The organism is Shewanella sp. 5S214 (assembly GCF_041439795.1).
In the GTDB taxonomy this organism is placed as follows: Bacteria; Pseudomonadota; Gammaproteobacteria; order Enterobacterales; family Shewanellaceae; genus Shewanella; species Shewanella vesiculosa.
This window is the reverse complement of the sequence record NZ_JBGOOV010000001.1, coordinates 234182-248605: the sequence shown is the minus strand read 5'-3', so window position 1 is coordinate 248605 and position 14424 is coordinate 234182. Positions and strand designations below refer to the sequence as shown.

Below are 14424 nucleotides of genomic sequence, written 5' to 3'. Positions count from 1 at the left end.
GCTTATAAGGCCTTCATGCGATTCCTATTTTTAAAGGAAAAGAAAACCGAAATGCTTTTTCTAGTGACATCAATGGCACCAATAAGACCGATACTGACAAGGTATTGTCATATTAATGTATCAACCACAGCTTGTTTAGCGGCAACGAGAATACTGATGATTCTCGGTTTTTCAAGTGGATTGCTGCACAGTAGTAGTGCCATGGCCGCTGAGGTTGAGCAAGAGTGTCAGCGAAACTTTCATTACTCTATTTTTCTCAGTGGTCTGCACATGGGTAACATGACCCGCACCGAGAACTGGCAGGGTAAATCAGCCGTTATTACCTCAACAAGTAAAGCCAGTATTTTAGGTATTGGCACTCAATACCAGCAGCGCACTGAGTTATCTTGGTCAAATTCCACTCATGAATGGCTAACGCATAAGTTTCATCAACAAGTGACCGGCTTTCGTGCCCGAGACATGCAAGTCACTCTAGAAAATCACGGTCTCGGCTCTCGTGTTGATGTTGATGGTGAAGTCAGCCATTACCAATCAAATAGCATACCGCTCAGAGATGTTGATACTCTAGCCATTCAAATTCGTGAGTATTTACTCAACGGGCGACAGCAATTTGCGCTGATAAGACAAGCCTCTGATGCGGTTGAATCCTATCAGTACTATGTTAAAGACCCACTCACCTCTAACATCGCACCCTGGGGAGAATTACAACTTATACCCGTTGAGCAAACTGGGGCGGAAGAGGTGACTTACTATTTTGCGCCGAGCATAGATTATCAACTGGTAAAAGCACATTACCATGGGATTATTTTACAAGGGAATATTGAGTTAGACAGTTACGTGTCATCTTGCGACGCTTTGAGCAATAGTTAATCGCTAACGTAAAGAGGTGATAAGCGATGTCCTCTGAATAGCTTGTTGTCCCGATAACAAGCTTAAACGCTGCTTATTGATCCCTTCATGCTCCATATTATGGCGATTCAGTTTCAGTTATCAGTGTTAGTCATAGGGTTAAGCTGACGTTAGGTATATCAGTCGCGCTACAATCCGCTTTTTGCCTGCCCTATTTAACATCACTCCTTCAGGCTTTTCTTGTCCAATGCTTATCCCGAGTTCAGGTTAAATAGACAGTGTTACTGCTAAAAATAACCAAGCTGATGAAGAGACATATGTGCTTAAGATAATAGTGTTAGCGGCGATAAAATATACCGCGATCTGCTGTTATGGAGATAACTGAGGTTAAGATTAGATTAGCATTAGTGCTGGAAGGTTTAGATTCAGTTGGGTAAACAAATACCATTCATTTTCGCCCTGAATATCAGCGAGTAGGTTAAACCTCAATAGTTAAATCCCAACAGTTGAGCCGTAATCCTAACCTTTGTATGTAAAGGTCAATACAGCCGCTGCAATCCATTTACTGCAAGATATTTGCTGATGTCGTTTAACGGAACAGATCAACTGAAATACAAGAAACAGTACAGAATAATTTATCGATTAACCTTCGTGGGCTAATTTGGGGGTTATCTGTAACTGCTGGGTTAATGCTGTTGTCTGTTTATGGCTACTATTTTCCGCCGCATATTGACGTTTAGCCACAATTTGTACGCCCTCAGTGGATAATTTGAGGTTTAAATCGCTTTCAGGCACACAGCAGCAGGGCAGACATTCGTTAGACTTAAGCTCTGCCAGAGGTTTGGAGAGGTAGCTGACTTCTCCTGATATGACTGTGGTTTTACAGGCGCCGCAAAAACCGTTGCGACACTCTGAAAATACTTTTACTTTTTTCGCTTCAAGCGCTTCTAGTAAGCTTGAGTGTTGGCCGTCAAATAAAATAACCGGCTGTCCTTTCAAGCTTACAATAGGCGCTTTTTTGAAAAATGTTTTATAGGTCAAAATCTAAAAACTCATCGCCATCAACAGAAGAATCAATTTGTCCTACAAGGTATGAAGACACTTCAACTTCTTGTGGGGCAACCTGTACTGCATCACTTTCTAACCAGTTTTTCATCCACGGAAGAGGATTTGACGATTCTTCGTATGGCTGTGGTAAATGTACCGATTTCATCCGCTGATTAGTAATAAATTCAACATACTGGCACAAAATCTGTTCGTTAAGACCAATCATTGATCCGTCTTTAAATAAATACTTGGCCCATGCTTTTTCTTGTTCTGCCGCTTTGACAAATAAGTCGTAGGCCTCTTGCTTACATTCAGCTGCAATCTCGGCCATTTCAGGATCGTCTTTGCCGCCTTGCATTAAGCTTAATATGTGTTGCGTACCGTTAAGGTGCAAGGCTTCATCACGGGCAATCAGGCGAATGATTTTAGCATTACCTTCCATAACGCGACGCTCAGCAAAAGCAAATGAACATGCAAAACTGACATAGAAACGAATCGCTTCTAAAGCATTAACCGACATCATGCACAAATATAATGACTTTTTCAGTATGCGTGAGTTAACGGTAATTTCTTTGCCGTCGATCACATGAGTGCCTTCGCCTAACAGGTTATTAATCTGGGTAAGGTGAATTAAATCATCGTAATAAGCCGCAATATCACCGGCACGCTTTAAAATTTCATCATTTTGCACAATATCGTCAAACACCACAGAAGGATTGTTAACAATATTACGAATAATATGAGTGTACGAACGCGAGTGAATCGTTTCAGAAAATGACCAGGTTTCAATCCAGGTTTCTAATTCAGGTAGCGATACTAACGGTAAAAACGCTACGTTAGGTGAACGCCCTTGAATAGAGTCGAGCAATGTTTGGTATTTAAGGTTTGACAGAAAAATATGTTTTTCATGGTCAGGTAAATCACCGAAATCAATTTTGTCGCGACTGACATCAACTTCTTCTGGGCGCCAGAAGAAACTTAATTGCTTTTCAATCAGTTTTTCAAAAATTTCATATTTTTGCTGATCGTAGCGTGCCACATTCACGGATTGACCGAAAAACATAGGTTCTTTGGTCGAATCGTTAGGTATTTGACAAAATGTTGAGTAAGCCATTATTTAGGTGTCCTGAAAACGCATTTTCCAAAAGCGGGGAAGACCCCCGCTAAATATACATAAAGTGAAGATTAAATTTTACACGCACCGCCACCGCAGCCATCGTCTTCTTCTTCGACAGCAATAATGTCGTCAAATTGATCAGAAGCACCGTCGCGAGTGTTATGATAATACAATGTTTTAATCCCTAGCTTGTAGACACTTAACAGGTCTTTAAGCAAGGTTTGCATTGGTACACGACCGCCTTCAAAACGGCTTGGGTCATAATTGGTATTGGCTGAAATCGCTTGATCGATAAACTTCTGCATTAAACCAACAAGCTGGATATAACCATCATTATTTGGCATATTCCACAGCAGTTCATACTTGTCTTTAAGCAACTCAAAGTCTGGTACTACTTGCTTTAACTGCCCGTCTTTACTGGCCTTAACGCTGATCAATCCACGTGGAGGCTCAATACCATTAGTCGCATTTGAAATTTGCGATGAAGTCTCAGAAGGCATTAATGCAGACAAGGTCGAATTACGTAAGCCGTACTGCTTAATATCGCTACGTAAACCTTCCCAATCCATGTGCAATGGTTCGTCACAAATTTTATCTAAATCGCGCTTATAGGTGTCGATAGGTAAAATACCTTTCGAATAAGTTGTCTCGTGGAATAACGGACATGCACCTTGCTCTTTAGCTAAGTTCATTGACGCTTTGAGTAAATAGAACTGAATTGCTTCAAAGGTTTTATGAGTCAGGTTATTTGCTGAACCGTCAGAGTACTTTTTACCATTTTTAGCCAAATAGTTGGCAAAGTTAATCACACCAATACCTAAAGTACGGCGATTCATTGAGCTGGTTTGCGCGGCTTTGATTGGGTAATCTTGATAATCAAGTAAGTTATCTAATGCACGCACAGCTAAATCTGCTAAAGGCTCAAGTTCAGATAAATCCTTAATCGCACCTAAGTTAAGCGCTGATAAAGTACATAAGGCGATTTCACCGTCTGGATCGTCAATGTTAGTTAACGGTTTAGTCGGCAAGGCAATTTCTAAACATAAGTTAGATTGCTTAATCGGTGCTACTTTAGAGTCAAATGGACTGTGCGTATTACAATGGTCGACGTTTTGAATATAGATACGGCCAGTAGAGGCACGTTCTTGCATCATCAGTGAAAACAATTCAACTGCTTTGATCTGCTTTTTACGTATGCTGCTGTCTTGCTCATACTGCAGGTATAAACGTTCAAATTCGACTTGGTCTTCAAAGAAAGCATCGTAAAGGCCAGGCACATCAGATGGACTGAATAAGCTAATGTAGTCGCCTTTGATTAAACGTTGGTACATTAATTTGTTTAGCTGCACGCCGTAATCAAGATGACGCACACGGTTGTCTTCAACACCACGGTTATTTTTCAGTACTAGCAGTGATTCAACTTCTAGATGCCATAACGGGTAGAACAGTGTTGCTGCACCACCACGGACTCCGCCTTGGGAACAAGACTTAACCGCCGTTTGGAAATACTTATAAAACGGTAAACAACCGGTGTGGAATGCTTCACCGCCACGAATAGGGCTACCTAAAGCACGAATACGGCCTGCATTAATACCAATACCAGCACGTTGGCTCACGTATTTAACAATAGACGATGCCGTAGCATTGATTGAGTCTAGGCTGTCATCACACTCGATGAGTACACATGAGCTGAATTGACGTGTCGGTGTACGAACACCCGCCATGATTGGCGTTGGAAGTGAAATCTTAAATAAAGATGTCGCGTCATAGAAGTCTTTAATGTACTTCAAACGGATTTCTTTCGGATAACGAGCAAACAAACACGCTGCGACTAAGATGTATAAAAACTGTGCGCTTTCATATACTTCGTGAGTCACACGGTTTTGAACCAAGTATTTACCCTCTAGCTGCTTGACTGCGGCGTAAGAGAAATTCATGTCACGCCAGTGATCAATATAGCCATCAAGGATGTCTAATTCTTCACGGCTGTAATCCGCCATGATGTGCATGTCATATTTACCAATTTCAACTAACTTGGTGACATGATCGAATAGCTTAGGCGGTTCAAATTGGCCAAACGCTTTTTTACGTAAGTGGAATACCGCTAAGCGGGCTGCCACAAATTGGTAATCAGGTGACTCAGGAGAGATCAAGTCAGCCGCGGCCTTAATGATCGTTTCATGAATGGCTTCAGTTGGAATGCCATCAAAAAACTGCAGATGAGATCGAAGTTCTACTTCAGATACTGAGACGTTTTTTAATCCCTTGGCTGCCCAAGTGATCACGCGATGAATTTTATCTAAATCGATCGATTCACGTTCGCCACTGCGTTTAGTGACTGTCATATTGCTATTCATTGAAGAGAGGCCTTGGTTCTATATCTAATCATGTGATCTGTTGTTGGATTCAGTGCTGCTGGGTTCGATCTGAACCCGTTACAAAACAATTCCATGTTAAAACAATCAACTTGAAGGTACTCACAACATGGCAGTAAACCACCAATACGTTCAGTTAACATCTATCTCCTTGTTATGCTGTGGAGTAGTGTTTTGATTGTCGGCCACACACAAGATATGGTGTTATTTAAAATCTAAGATACAAGATAGTGAGGTTTGAGTTTTTTTGCAAGCCACAATTATATTAACTTCTTGTGGATAACTTGAGGATAAACGGCAGGGTTAGTGACAGCTAACCCTAGAGCCCAAATTTATAACGTGTTTTTTATAAATGATATTTTTTCAACCATCAAATAAGAAAGTTTTGATCGCTAAAATAAACAGCGATCGAAAATTTACCCTCAATTTTAGATTGATCTTTTAGGGCTTTTGATCGGTAAGTGATTGTCAGCATAATCTTTAGCCAATGATGCATTCAGAGGTGTATTTTCGATGAATCGATCTCAAAAAGACGACGGAGTAAAAAAGTGTTTTAATGCTGCACCATGTTCAAATTGGCATGTTGCTGGCCATGTATTCGGTGTGTCGCTGGGTGATAAATAGCCCCATAAGGCAATGCCACCTATCATACTTGCGTTGCGAGCGGCAACTAAATCACGCTCAGCATCACCTAGGTATAAAATACTTTGAGGTGCGATGGCTATTTGTTGAGCGGCTAATAACATCGGCGCAGTATGAGGTTTAGCGTGACAGGTACTATCGCCGCTGATCATGGTTTTCAGTTTATCGGTTAAGCCCAGCTTTTGTATTAATGGCCGAGCAAATCGAGCTGGCTTATTGGTGACGACACCGTAGGGAATGGCTTGGGAATCTAATAGGGTTAAGAGTTCGGGTAAATCGTCGAACAAACGGCTGTGATCGCCATTAATGCGTGCATAATGGCGCAGTAGTGCTTGTTGAATATCAAGTTGAACGTGTTCATCTGCCTGTGGTATGGCGGTCTTGACCAAATATAAACTGCCATGTGAAGCCGCATGGCGCATGGTTTCAAGCGTTTGAACCTTAAAACCGGCTTCGTCTAAACTCAAATTTAATGCTTGGACTAAATCAGGTGCGGTGTCGGCTAAGGTACCGTCTAAATCGAACAGTACCCCTTTAATGTCGTGCATATGCAAGAGTTAGCTCCTCACAGAGAAATGGCAGTAAATCCACGCAGCCTTTAATAGCGTTATCGGTATAACATAACGCTATTGGGCTTCATTTATGTTTTTCACTGTTGCAACAGTGAAAAACATAGGCTGGCTAATCTATTTTTTGTGTGGCTATCATATAGTTAACATCGACACTCTTGGTGTACTTAAATACACCAGATAGAGGATTGTAGGTAATACCTAATGCATCTCTGCACAATAAATCGGTGTTATCGACTAATGCCATCAGTTCAGACGGGCGAATAAATTTACTGTGATCGTGGGTGCCAATTGGAAGCATTTTTAATAGATATTCAGCGCCGATTATGGTTTTAAGGTATGACATCATATTGCGGTTAATCGTCGAGATAAATACAAAACCATTGGGTTTAACCATGTCACAACATGCTTGAATTACCGATTGTGGATCCGGTACATGCTCAAGCATTTCCATACAGGTTACTACATCGTATTGCTCGCGGTGCGTATCGCGGTGTGCTTCGGCGGTAGTTTTAAGATAGTTAACCGCTACCCCAGAATCTAATGCATGCAGTTTTGCCACTTCAAGTGGTTCAGTTCCCATGTCAATACCATCAACGTGTGCACCCAGGCGAGCCATACTTTCTGACAAAATGCCACCGCCACAGCCAACATCAAGCACTTTCTTATCGAAAATACCGCCAGCGGTTTGATCAATGTAGTTTAAACGCAGTGGATTAAGTAAGTGCAATGGCTTGAACTCGCCATTGAGATCCCACCATGTTTGTGCCATGGCTTCAAATTTTGCGATCTCTTGCGGATCAACATTGGGTGTCGATTGTTCAGCGTGTGACATAACTTAACCTAAGTGTCTAATAAAGTATGATGGCTATTATAACGATAACCTTTGTGAATAGTAGTCAACAATGGCTTGGCTTGTTCACACTTGCTCATAAAACATCCACTTAAGCCCGCTTAATTGTAAAATTGTGCTCTTAACTGCTTAAAGCATCAGCAAATTGGCTTTGATTATGACTTATTTATCAGCCTATATTCATGTGCCAATAATATAAATTCGCTGAATATATTAGCTTTTTTATCATTTTTAAGAGTCATAGAGCATTTGACAGGTCTTTGTTCTGGCGACATTAATTATCTGTGTTAGAATGCCAAATCACGTTTTTAAGCTAGATAATAATATGGAAGTTTTATTGTCAGCTCACTTTAGAGGAACGCGCAGTTTATGACTGATCTGGCATCATCTATTTCGCCAATTAACATCGAAGACGAACTTAAGAATTCTTACCTTGATTATGCCATGAGCGTAATTGTAGGTCGTGCATTGCCTGACGTTCGTGATGGGTTAAAACCTGTTCACCGTCGGGTTTTGTTCGCAATGAGCGAATTAAAAAACGATTGGAACAAACCATATAAAAAATCCGCTCGTGTCGTTGGTGACGTAATTGGTAAGTATCACCCACATGGTGACACAGCTGTATACGATACTATTGTACGTATGGCGCAACCATTCTCGCTACGTTACACCTTAGTTGATGGACAAGGAAACTTTGGTTCTGTCGACGGTGACTCTGCAGCTGCGATGCGTTATACCGAAATCCGCATGCAAAAGTTGGCGCATTCATTATTAGCCGACCTTGAAAAAGAAACTGTGGATTTTGTGCCTAACTACGATGGCACTGAGATGATCCCTGCGGTGTTACCAACACGCGTACCGAACCTATTAATTAACGGTTCATCGGGTATTGCGGTTGGTATGGCCACCAATATTCCACCACACAATTTAACTGAAGTGGTCAAAGGCTGTTTGGCGTTAATCGAAGACCCAAGCTTATCGATTGAACAGTTAATGGAATACATTCCAGGTCCAGATTTTCCAACGGCAGCATCGATTAATGGCCGCAAAGGTATTATTGATGCGTACAACACCGGCCGCGGTCGCGCGATCATGCGTTCTAAAGCGGAAATCGAAACGGAAGAGAATGGTCGTGAACGTATTATTGTTCATGAAATTCCATATCAAGTTAACAAGGCGCGTTTGATTGAAAAAATCGCTGAACTTGTTAAAGATAAAAAATTAGAAGGTATCAGTGGCCTACGCGACGAGTCTGATAAAGACGGTATGCGTATTGTTATTGAAATCAAACGCGGTGAAGTGGGTGAGGTTGTATTAAACAACTTATATGCTCAAACACAAATGCAGTGTTCTTTTGGTATTAACATGGTGGCATTGACCAATGGTCAGCCTAAATTGTTTAACCTTAAAGAAATGCTTGAGTGTTTTATTCTTCACCGTCGTGAAGTAGTTACCCGTCGTACAGTATTTGAATTACGCAAAGCCCGCGAACGCGCCCACATCCTTGAAGCACTTGCTATTGCACTGGCTAACATCGATCCGATCATTGCACTGATTAAAGCCTCGCCTACACCGGCTGAAGCTAAAGCTAAATTAGTCGCACAAGGTTGGGAGTTAGGCCATGTACAAGGCATGCTTGAAAAAGCGGGTGACGATGCAGCTCGTCCAGAATGGTTAGAGCCAGAGTATGGTATTCGCGATGGTCAGTACTATTTAACTGAGCAACAAGCACAAGCTATTCTAGAGTTACGTTTACACCGTTTAACCGGTCTTGAGCACGATAAAATTTTAGCTGAGTATGAAGAGCTATTAGTACTTATCGCAGGCCTGTTATTCATTCTTCGTAATCCATCACGCTTGATGGAAGTGATTAAAGAAGAGCTAGAAGAAATTCTTGAGCAATACGGTGATGAGCGTCGTACGATTATCAACGCTAACGAAATTGATATGAGTCTTGAAGACTTAATCAATGAAGAAGACGTTGTAGTAACCTTGTCTCACTTAGGTTATGCAAAATACCAAGTATTGTCCGACTACCAAGCGCAGCGTCGTGGTGGTAAAGGCAAAGCGGCAACTAAAGTAAAAGATGAAGACTTTGTTGAGAAGTTATTGGTGGCGAACACCCATGACACCATCTTATGTTTCTCTGACTTTGGTAAAATGTATTGGTTAAAAGTGTATCAATTACCTTTGGCCAGTCGTACTGCCCGTGGTCGTCCAATTGTTAACTTATTACCACTTTCTGACGGTGAGCACATTACTGCCATTCTACCGGTACGTGAGTATGCTGATGATAAGTTTATCATTATGGCTACAGCACACGGTACCGTTAAGAAAACAGCATTAACGGCGTACAGTAACCCTCGTGCAAACGGCATTATTGCTGTGAACCTAAAAGACGGCGACCAATTAATTGGCGTTGATATTACTGAAGGTAGTGACGACATTATGTTGTTCTCTAACGAAGGTAAAGTGGTTCGCTTTAATGAGAAAGCGCGTGATTCTGAAACCGGTGAAGTGAAGATTGATGCTGAAACTGGCGAAGAAGTGATTGCATTGCGCCCTATGGGCCGTACTGCAACGGGTGTTCGTGGCATTAAGCTTGATGCTGGCCAAAAAGTGGTGTCGTTAATTGTGCCTAAAGGTGACGGCGCTATCTTAACCGTAACCGAAAATGGTTATGGTAAGCGTACTGAGCTGAGTGAATACCCAGCGAAGAGCCGTGGCACTAAAGGTGTGGTATCGATTAAAGTCAGTGAGCGTAATGGTGAAGTTGTTGGTGCCGTTCAAGTAGGTACTTTTGACGAAATTATGCTGATCAGTAATAAAGGCACCTTAGTGCGTACTCCTGCAGAAGGTGTATCTATTATTGGTCGTAACACTCAAGGTGTGACGATCATTCGTACCGCAGAAGACGAGAAAGTCGTTGGTTTGCAGCGTATTGAAGAGATTCAAACCGAAGAGTTGTTAGACGCAGAAGGCAATGTTATTCCACCTGCGGACATTATCGAAGGTGAAGCGATTGACCTTGAAGCGGCTGAGTCTACTGAGTCTGACGTAGAGAGTGACGGACAAAGTGATGTCGAGAGCGACGAACAGGACTAACCTGAACGTTTACTTTGTAACATCAATAACGAGCGCCTTATGGCGCTCGTTTTATTTTACGGAAAATAATTCATCAAAATAGGCTGATAAAAGTCTATTCAACTGGCGCTAAAGTCCTTAGTATTAATAGTCTTATGTGTGTATTAAAAACTGATTCAAGGAGTTGTCTGTGAGCGCGATTTATAATTTCTGTGCGGGTCCTGCTATGTTACCTCAAGCTGTAATGCAAAAAGCACAACAGGAATTAATCGATTGGAATGGCCTTGGCGTCTCCGTGATGGAAATCAGTCATCGCAGTAAAGAGTTTATTGCCCTGACCGAACAAGCAGAAGTCACACTGCGTAAGTTAATGAACATACCTAAAAACTATCATGTGTTGTTTATGCATGGTGGCGGCCGGGCGCAATTTTCTAACGTAGTCAATAATTTCTTGGGTGATAATGGTCGGGCGCTGTATTTGGTCAGCGGTCAATGGTCATCTTCTGCGGTAACAGAAGCGCAGAAGCTAGCCGGTGAGCACAGTATCGACAGTATTAATATTGTTGAGCAGGTCAACGGCCTTAATCAAGTGACATTACCTGACTTACATGCAATCGATAAAGACTATCGTTATGTACATTATTGCTCAAACGAAACCGTTGACGGTATTGAAATTTTTGAAGAGTTTACTAGTCCGTGGCCGGTAGTTGCTGACTTGTCATCCACTATCATGTCGCATGAAATTGATGTCAGTAAATACGGACTTATTTATGCCGGCGCGCAAAAGAACATCGGCCCATCGGGGTTGTCGATTGTTATTGTGCGTGACGATATGCTCAAATTACCAAGTTTACCGCAGTCTTCAATAATGGATTATCGTGTCGCGGTTGAATACGGTTCAATGTTTAACACCCCTCCAACGTTTGCCTGGTATTTAGCTTCTGAAGTATTTGCTTGGTTGCAGGCTAATGGCGGCGTGAGTGCCATGGCAGAGATAAACCAGCAAAAAGCGAAGTTACTGTATGAGTGTATCGACAACAATCCATTTTATAAAAATGGTGTTGCGCCACAAAATCGTTCACGTATGAACGTTACTTTTCAATTAGTGAACGATGCTTTAGACAGTGAGTTTTTAGCCCAAGCAGAGCAGGCCGGTTTAGTCGCGTTAAAAGGGCACCGTATTGTTGGAGGTATGCGCGCCAGTATTTATAACGCCATGCCGTTAGCGGGTGTGCAAGCGTTAGTTGATTTTATGAATAACTTTGCTGTAAAGCACAGTTAATTCGAACCGCTTATTTACCGTAAGTTCGGCTTAATAAAGAAAAAGCGAATGCCAAACAGCATTCGCTTTTTTTATGTTATCGATAAATGTGTATTTCAACGCTTCATTGCTGATCAAACAAGCCTTGATAGCAAACATCATCGACGAAGTGTAGGTTCTTGAATGCCACATCATCATAAAGTAAAAAATAGCCGGTTTTATCGAGTCGATAACGCTCATCCTTACACCCAAAAATGCCCATACTTAATCCCATATTGAGCAATACATGAATGGCATATTCAGACAATTTCAAATCTTGAGTAAATTGAATTAGCTTAATACCTTCGCCACCGGCGTCATCAACTTTTACGAGTAAGCCAAATTGACTTAAGTAACGGGCTACTTAAACGCTTATCGGTACGAAGGCTATTTTTTGTGCTTCAAACTGGGCATCAAATACAGACATTTTATGGGGATGGGTAAAAGACATTAACAGCATTAACTCGACGCAGGAGGTGATATGACTTTAATCGTAGCCAGATCATGCTAGTAAGAGTTTGAACTACTTCTAGTTTTTTTTGATAAAGTTATAACAATATATGCTGAAGGATAACACTCGTTTTTTGGATTATTATTTCCGGCAATCACCTCTTTATGTTCACTGTTGCATTAGCATGCGTTGAGCCGGTCGTGGAGAACTTGGCATTGAATAGCGTGTTAGCGTATTTACTATCAATGCTTGCTGACTTTCTATCGCGCCATTTGCCCTGAGTTTGTAGATATCACTCACCTCAATGACTAATTCGAGCGGGGCTGAGCCCGCTCGAATTATCTTATTTAACTCAGTAAGCCAAATAGAATGGCCGTCATAGACAATAAACCAGTAATAACGACGAATATGTTGCTTACTCGCCCACGGTAGGCTTTTAATGCTGGTACCTTGTGTATCGCATACATTGGCATGAGATACAGAATTGCTGCAATCACAGGGCCGCCAAGTGCTTCAATCATCCCCAAAATACTTGGATTGATAATCGCTACGCCCCAAATAGTGAAAAACATAAATCCTAAAATACATTTGTCTAATGTTTTGCTATTGGCTGGCTTGCTGCTATTAGGTAGTTGCTTAGTGATAATGCCTTTCAAACCTTCAGTGGCACCCATATAGTGACCGAAGAAAGATGAAATAATAGCGATGAAAGCAATCACAGGAGCAAAATAGCTGATAAAGCCACTTTCGTGCACGTTGGCAAGATAAGATAAGATTGGCAGGTTATCAGCCTTTGCTTCTAACAACTGCGCCGGTGTTAACGACAGCACGCAAGAGAACACGAATAACATTACAAATCCTACTAGCATAATGGCTGTATTGCGCAGGATCGCGTCCGCCTTTTTCGAGGCATTGACACCGTGTTGTTTTTTTAGTGACACAGAAAACTGAGAGATAGCAGGTGAATGGTTAAAGGCAAACACCAATACTGGTATGGTTAACCAAACAGTGCCCAAGAAATTAGTGGGTGAAGGCACATCCATCAGTGCATCAAACTTCCAGTCTGGTATGAGATACAATGACATGAAGGCGAGGATCGCAACTAATGGATAGACTAAAAGTCGTGTCACCGAGAGCATAAATTTTTCACCCGCGACCATCACAGACATCATGCATAAGATTAGTGATCCTGAAAGTAACCAGCGCGGAATACCACTTATTTTATCAACAACTTGCACGCCTGCTTCAGTCAGCATAGGCGTTCCATCCAGCATGGCTCTTGGCACGTCGGTAAACATGCCTAATTGATTAATAATAAAACTATCAACAGTATTGGTTATCCCCACACCGTAGATTAACACTATTGGGAAAATGGCTAAAAAATATAGCCAGGTTATGGCTTTACCTGCGCCAATACCAAAATGTTCTTCTACTACTTGGGTGATGTCACTACCAGGAATGGCTGAAGAACACAGGAAACGCGATAAACCACGATGAGCAAAATAGGTCATCGGGCCTATTATTACTGCCATAAACACGAGTGGCCAAAATCCGCCCATTCCGGCATTGATTGGTAAAAATAAAATACCTGCCCCGACGGCTGTACCAAACAGGCTTAACATCCAGGTCGTATCTTGGCGCGACCAGCCCGTACTTGAAACAACGGTCGACTCGGGGATATCTTGTGCACTTACGGCTTCATTTTGCATAACTGACTTACCTTTAAGGTCGATTAATCTTAACTCGGGGTCATAAACGGATATCGAACAGTCCTTTGTTTCGCTAACTGTGCTGCATTGACTTGCAATAGATCCGCTATTGTCTGAGCCAGTAATAAAAGACTGTGTCGTGTTAGTAAACCAAATGACAAGTTCAATATGAAATAGGCTGACTCTTGTTATTGTGCCTTACATTTCCCGAGTTGATGTTAGGTTAAATTCAGCGCCAGACTATATCTTTTTTCGAGGAATTAAATAGTTACCAAGTCGAAATGTTAATAAGGTTCATGAATTGGGAGCTGTATCCCGATGATGGTAAATCAAACATCACAAGCATTTTCAATTTATCTACAACCCTCATGTATAGATTTAACAGTGCAGTTACTAATCTTGCCGCAGCAAGCACTCATCACTCATTG

The 14424-nt window shown here is 41.7% G+C and carries 9 protein-coding genes and 1 pseudogene; 3 read left to right on the top strand and 7 right to left on the bottom strand.

Annotated features, from left to right (window positions below):
- Nucleotides 1-15 precede the first annotated feature (15 nt).
- Nucleotides 16-870: a hypothetical protein gene (locus ACED29_RS00975; RefSeq protein WP_371696753.1), complete on the top strand. Its 855-nt coding sequence runs from the start codon at nucleotides 16-18 to the stop codon at nucleotides 868-870.
- 621 nt (nucleotides 871-1491) lie between these two features.
- On the opposite strand, the gene yfaE is transcribed toward ACED29_RS00975, so the two are convergent.
- From yfaE to ubiG, 5 genes are all read right to left on the bottom strand, one after another.
- Nucleotides 1492-1890 carry a class I ribonucleotide reductase maintenance protein YfaE gene (gene yfaE, locus ACED29_RS00970; protein ID WP_182722855.1) on the bottom strand — a complete coding sequence of 133 codons (399 nt, stop codon included), beginning with the start codon at nucleotides 1888-1890 and terminating at the stop codon, nucleotides 1492-1494.
- Complete coding sequence (gene nrdB / locus ACED29_RS00965; protein WP_182697282.1) at nucleotides 1880-3010, bottom strand: class Ia ribonucleoside-diphosphate reductase subunit beta; 1131 nt, start codon at nucleotides 3008-3010, stop codon at nucleotides 1880-1882. Before nrdB ends, yfaE begins: the two co-directional genes overlap by 11 nt.
- Before the next feature lie 71 nt (nucleotides 3011-3081).
- Entirely contained in the window at nucleotides 3082-5370 is a 2289-nt protein-coding gene (gene nrdA / locus ACED29_RS00960) for a class 1a ribonucleoside-diphosphate reductase subunit alpha (protein WP_124014756.1), read from the bottom strand.
- 542 nt (nucleotides 5371-5912) lie between these two features.
- Nucleotides 5913-6584, bottom strand: a complete 672-nt coding sequence (locus tag ACED29_RS00955) for an HAD family hydrolase (protein ID WP_182756249.1) — start codon at nucleotides 6582-6584, stop codon at nucleotides 5913-5915.
- A gap of 127 nt (nucleotides 6585-6711) precedes the next feature.
- Entirely contained in the window at nucleotides 6712-7434 is a 723-nt protein-coding gene (gene ubiG, locus ACED29_RS00950) for a bifunctional 2-polyprenyl-6-hydroxyphenol methylase/3-demethylubiquinol 3-O-methyltransferase UbiG (RefSeq protein WP_182697284.1), read from the bottom strand.
- 387 nt (nucleotides 7435-7821) lie between these two features.
- Between ubiG and gyrA the strand changes: the two genes are divergently transcribed.
- The gene (gyrA, locus tag ACED29_RS00945; RefSeq protein ID WP_124014759.1) at nucleotides 7822-10557 is read left to right on the top strand and encodes a DNA gyrase subunit A; all 2736 of its coding nucleotides are present in this window, start codon (nucleotides 7822-7824) and stop codon (nucleotides 10555-10557) included.
- Nucleotides 10558-10726: 169 nt separating this feature from the next.
- Nucleotides 10727-11818, top strand: coding sequence for a 3-phosphoserine/phosphohydroxythreonine transaminase (gene serC, locus ACED29_RS00940; protein ID WP_124014760.1), 1092 nt, complete (start codon nucleotides 10727-10729; stop codon nucleotides 11816-11818).
- A 103-nt stretch (nucleotides 11819-11921) separates the two neighbouring features.
- Here the strand turns inward: serC and ACED29_RS00935 are convergent.
- Together ACED29_RS00935 and ACED29_RS00930 are read right to left on the bottom strand one after the other, a co-directional pair.
- A pseudogene (locus ACED29_RS00935) lies at nucleotides 11922-12188 on the bottom strand (SAM-dependent methyltransferase); the annotation flags it as partial.
- 446 nt (nucleotides 12189-12634) lie between these two features.
- A complete protein-coding gene (locus tag ACED29_RS00930) occupies nucleotides 12635-13996 on the bottom strand; it encodes an aromatic amino acid transport family protein (RefSeq protein ID WP_371696751.1) in 1362 nt (453 codons plus the stop codon).
- Between the last annotated feature and the right edge of the window lie 428 nt (nucleotides 13997-14424).

What these genes read in the sequence shown, in the direction of transcription:
- ACED29_RS00975 (WP_371696753.1), top strand. Translation starts at nt 16, where the DNA reads ATGCGATTCCTATTTTTAAAGGAAAAGAAAACCGAAATGCTTTTTCTA.
- nrdB (WP_182697282.1), bottom strand. Translation starts at nt 3,010, where the DNA reads ATGGCTTACTCAACATTTTGTCAAATACCTAACGATTCGACCAAAGAA.
- nrdA (WP_124014756.1), bottom strand. Translation starts at nt 5,370, where the DNA reads ATGAATAGCAATATGACAGTCACTAAACGCAGTGGCGAACGTGAATCG.
- ubiG (WP_182697284.1), bottom strand. Translation starts at nt 7,434, where the DNA reads ATGTCACACGCTGAACAATCGACACCCAATGTTGATCCGCAAGAGATC.
- gyrA (WP_124014759.1), top strand. Translation starts at nt 7,822, where the DNA reads ATGACTGATCTGGCATCATCTATTTCGCCAATTAACATCGAAGACGAA.
- ACED29_RS00930 (WP_371696751.1), bottom strand. Translation starts at nt 13,996, where the DNA reads ATGCAAAATGAAGCCGTAAGTGCACAAGATATCCCCGAGTCGACCGTT.